Origin of the sequence: Streptosporangium minutum (assembly GCF_002149035.1) — a bacterium.
Lineage (GTDB): Bacteria > Actinomycetota > Actinomycetes > Streptosporangiales > Streptosporangiaceae > Streptosporangium > Streptosporangium minutum.
Map to the genome: position 1 here is coordinate 1 of NZ_NGFP01000413.1, position 4,265 is coordinate 4,265.

A 4,265-nucleotide genomic window follows, 5' to 3' on the forward strand; every position below is an offset into this window, starting at 1 on the left:
CTCTCCGTCGGGCAGGTCCTCCGGCAGACGGGTCCTCTGTCGGACGGGCAGGTCCTCTGGCAGCCGGTCCTCTGTCGGGCCGGCTCTTCGTCGGCAGGGTTCTCCATCGGCCGGATTCTCCGCCGGGCCGGATTCTCCGCCGGGCCGGATAATACCGGGAGCGTTTTCCGGCAGACCCTCATCCGAGGTGAGAACGGACGGGTCCATTCACCTCCACTGCGAGCCCGCTCCTTTCGGGGAGCGGGCTCACCGCGTTTTCCCGGGCTCTGGGGGGCTTCCCGCGAAGGCCGGTCCGGCGGGCCTGGCCTGGCTCAGAGGGACGGTCCCCGCAGAAAGCCGTCTCCACGGAGAACCGGTCCACCGGAGAACCTGCCCGGCGGAGAATCCGGCCCGGCGGAGAATCCGGCCCGGCGGAGAATCCGGCCGATGGAGAACCCTGCCGACGAAGAGCCGGCCCGACAGAGGACCGGCTGCCAGAGGACCTGCCCGTCCGACAGAGGACCCGTCTGCCGGAGGACCTGCCCGACGGAGAGCCGGACCCGGAGAACCCGTCTGGCGGAGAACCGGTCCGGCGGAGGGCCCGTTCGGCGGAGGCCCCCTTCCCTGCCTGCTTCCGTACCCTTGTCCACCCGCGGCGGGCGCCAGGCCCTCAGACCGGAGGCGGGGCCCTCAGGCCGGGCGCGGGGCCGCGCTGCGGCGTCTGGAGAGCCTGACCCCCGTCCGGCCGGGGCTCTGCGCGGCGCCCAGGACGATCGTGTGCGCCGTTTCGGGGATGAGGCGGAGGTCATGGGTGATGAGGATGGTCGTGCGGCCGGACATGAGCAGCCGGAGAGGCTCCATGATCCGTGCCGCGGTGAGGGAGTCGAGTCCGGTCATCGGTTCGTCGAGCACGAGCACCGGGGCGTCGCGCAGGATCGCCCGGGCGATGGCGATGCGCTGGCGCTGCCCGCCGGAGACGAGCCGGCCGCGCTGGCCGAGGGGCGTGTCGTACTTCCGGGGGAGCGTGCTGATGAAGTCGTGCACGTCCGCCAAGACGGCGGCCCGGACGATGTCGTCCATGCTTGAGCCGGGACGGCCGTAGGCGATGTTGTCGCGCACGGTTCCGGAGAAGAGCAGGTTCTCCTGCTGCAGGACGGTGATGTTGTCGCGCAGCGACCGGCGCGGCAGGTCCCGGATGTCGATCCCGTCGAGAAGGATGCGCCCGGCGGTGGGGTCGTAGAACCGCAGCAGGAGCTTGGTGAGGGTGGATTTGCCCGCGCCGCTGGGTCCGGTGCAGACGACCAGCTCGCCCGGCTCCGCGCGGAAGGACAGATTCCGCAGCGTGGGGCTGGTCCTGTTCGGATAGGTGAAGCCGACCTCGTCGAACTCGATCCGGCCCCGGCTCCGCGCGCCCATGGGAGCCACCCCGGCCCGGTCGGTGACAGCGGGCCGGGCCCGCAGGATCTCGATGACGCGGTCGGAGCCCGCCGCCGCCTCGGAGACGGTGAGCGCGATCTGCCCGAGGCTCTGCACCGCCGGATAGAGGTAGGCGAGGTAGGCGGCGAAGGCGAGCAGCCCGCCGATGGTGAGGCGGCCGGCCGCGATCTCCCACGCGCCGAAGCCGATGACGACCAGCAGGCAGACGGTCTCGATGACCTGGACGACCGGCCCGTACAGCGCGGACAGCCGGGCCTGGGCCACGTTGGCCCGTAGCCAGGTGTGGCCCTCGGCGTGCAGCCGATCCGCCTCGGCCTCCTGGCGGTTGTAGGCCTGGACGAGGGACTGGTTGGCCAGGCCCTCCTCGATGACGCTGTTCATGGCTCCGTTGCTGAGCCGCTCGCGGGCGGCGACGGTCCTGAACTTCGACGCGAAGACCTTGGAGACGATCAGGAACGCCGGGATCATCGCGAACGTCACCAGCGCGAGATCCCACCGGATGTAGAAGGCGGCCCCGGCGAAGAAGACCACGCTGGCGACCGTCGTGAGGAGCCGGACCACACCGGAGCCGACCAGTTCCTCGATGGCTTCGATGTCGTCGGTGAGCCGGGCCATCAGGTCGCCCAGCCGGCGGTTGTCGAAGAAGTCGGGGGTGAGCGTCTGGATGTGCGCGAACACCCTGTCCCGCAACCGCAGCAGGAAGCGCTCCCCGCCCAGGGCCGTGGCGTAGGAACCCACGAAGGAGGCCAGGCCCGCGATGATCACGAGGCCGAGCCAGGTGAACGCGGGGGTCCAGAACGCTCCCAGGTTCTGGGCGCTGAGCACCTCATCGGTGATGCGCCCGAACAGCCAGATCGCGGCGACCTCGCAGAGGGCCGCCACGATCGCCAGCACGACGCCGACCACGAAAAACCTGCGGACGCCGCGGGTGGAGGGCCAGAACCGCCGGAAGGCGTCCCGGATGGAGACCGCCGGCGCGATCGAGGTCGGGAGGTCCTCCACCGGTCCGGCTCCGTCCGGCGGGGGGAGCGCAAAGGAGAACCGGCGGGTGATCCGCCGGTTCTCATCTGACTTTGCTACCACCACCAGCCGCCGCCCCAGCCGCCGCGCCAGCCGCCGCGCCAACCGCCGCCGCATCCGCAGCGACGACGACGACATCCGCCCCAACCAAGCGGGGCGCGGTTAGCCGGGAAGAGCTTGTCCAGTCTCATTGGCTTTCCCTTCTGGCCGTTCTTTCGCGGAGTTACCAATTAAGACAATATCACCCAGATACGCATTAATCTCCGAAATCGGTGCGGGTTGGAGATCCTTTAACTGGCCATTCCCATACCTCTCCCTGAGAGGCCGGACAGGTTCTTCCGCATCTGTCACCGGCAGTCTCATGGCGCATCAAAGCGAGGAGGCGGTATTCAAAGCACACCCCGGGAAATCACCAGGGGACGGTTCACCGCGTCCACGGAAAGGTCATCGCCCCACGCGCCGGGCGGGCCGCTCCGGGCTCCCGGAGAACCCCATAAGTTCTCCATAAGGAAACCTGGAAACAGCGAGTCGGTAAACGAACTCCAAATGGAGAAGGCGCGCCGGAGCACCGCCGCGGGAGCCTCGGGCGACCGGGGGCGGCCTCAGACCACGCGAGCCCGCTCCCTCCGGGGAGCGGGCTCGCGACTTCTGCGGCTTCAGTTCCAGGCGAGCATGCGGAGCGGATCCTCCAGCATGGCGCCGACGTCACGGAGGAAGAGCGAGCCGAGCTCCCCGTCCACGACCCGGTGGTCGAACGACAGCGCCAGCGTGCAGACCCTGCGCGGCACGATCTGCCCGTCCACCACCCACGGCATGTCCCTGACCTGGCCGAAGGCCAGGATTGCCGACTCCCCGGGGTTGAGGATCGGCGTGCCCGCGTCCACCCCGAACACGCCCACATTGGTGATCGTGATCGTGCCTCCGGCCATGTCGGCGGGCTGGGTACGGCCCGCACGGGCGGTCTCGGCGAGGACGCCGAGGGCCCTGGCGAGGTCCGGGAGGGACATGGCGTGGGCGTCCTTGACGTTGGGAACGAGCAGGCCACGCGGGGTGGCCGCGGCGATGCCCAGGTTCACGTAGTGCTTGACCACGATCTCCTGCGCGGCCTCGTCCCACACCGAATTGATCATCGGATACCGGCGCGCGGCGACGAGCACCGCCTTCGCCACCAGGAGCAACGGCGACACCTTGACCTCGGCGAAGTCCGGCAGCCGTCGCAGCCGCCCGACCGCGTCCATGGTCTCGGTGACGTCGACCTGGAGGAACTCGGTGACATGCGGCGCGGTGAACGCGGAGGCCACCATGGCCTGCGCGGTCGCCCTGCGTACTCCCTTGACCGGGATCCGCTCCTCACCCGCCTGTACGGCCCGCACCGCCGCCGGAGCGGGGACCGCCCCGGCCGCCGACTGGACGTCGTCCCGGGTGATCGAGCCCTGCGGACCGCTCCCGGTGAGCGTGGTCAGGTCGACTCCGAGGTCCTTGGCCAGCTTCCGCACGGGAGGCTTGGCCAGCGTCGCGACGCGTCCCCCGGAGGCGGGCGCGGCCCCGGCGGCCGGCCCGTTCTCCCGGCCGTTCTCCCGTACGGAGGCAGCGGCGCCCTCGCCGGTGAACGGCCCGGCGCCCTCGCGGACACCGGGCCCGGTGTCCTGCCGCGCGGGCGGCTGGACGCTCCGCGGAGCCGGCGAGCCCGCGGGCGGGGTGGACGCCGTTCTGCGGGGACGGCGTTTGGCCGCGCCCATCTTGACGCCGTAACCGACCAGGACCGGCTGGCGCTCCTCCTTCGGGAGGGCGGGCACCATGTCCTCGGCCAGAGCCTGCCCGCGTTCGGG

At 70.7% G+C, this 4,265-nt stretch carries 2 protein-coding genes; both read right to left on the reverse strand.

Annotated elements, in window-relative coordinates; genetic code table 11:
• Positions 1–669: 669 nt before the first annotated feature.
• Positions 670–2,574, reverse strand: coding sequence for an ABC transporter ATP-binding protein (locus tag CA984_RS42800; protein ID WP_242676485.1), 1,905 nt, complete (start codon positions 2,572–2,574; stop codon positions 670–672).
• Positions 2,575–3,092: 518 nt separating this feature from the next.
• Positions 3,093–4,265: dihydrolipoamide acetyltransferase family protein (locus CA984_RS42805; RefSeq protein ID WP_086579009.1), on the reverse strand; the 1,173-nt coding region annotated here is incomplete at its 5' end.

What these genes read in the sequence shown, in the direction of transcription:
- CA984_RS42800 (WP_242676485.1), bottom strand. Translation starts at nt 2,574, where the DNA reads ATGTCGTCGTCGTCGCTGCGGATGCGGCGGCGGTTGGCGCGGCGGCTG.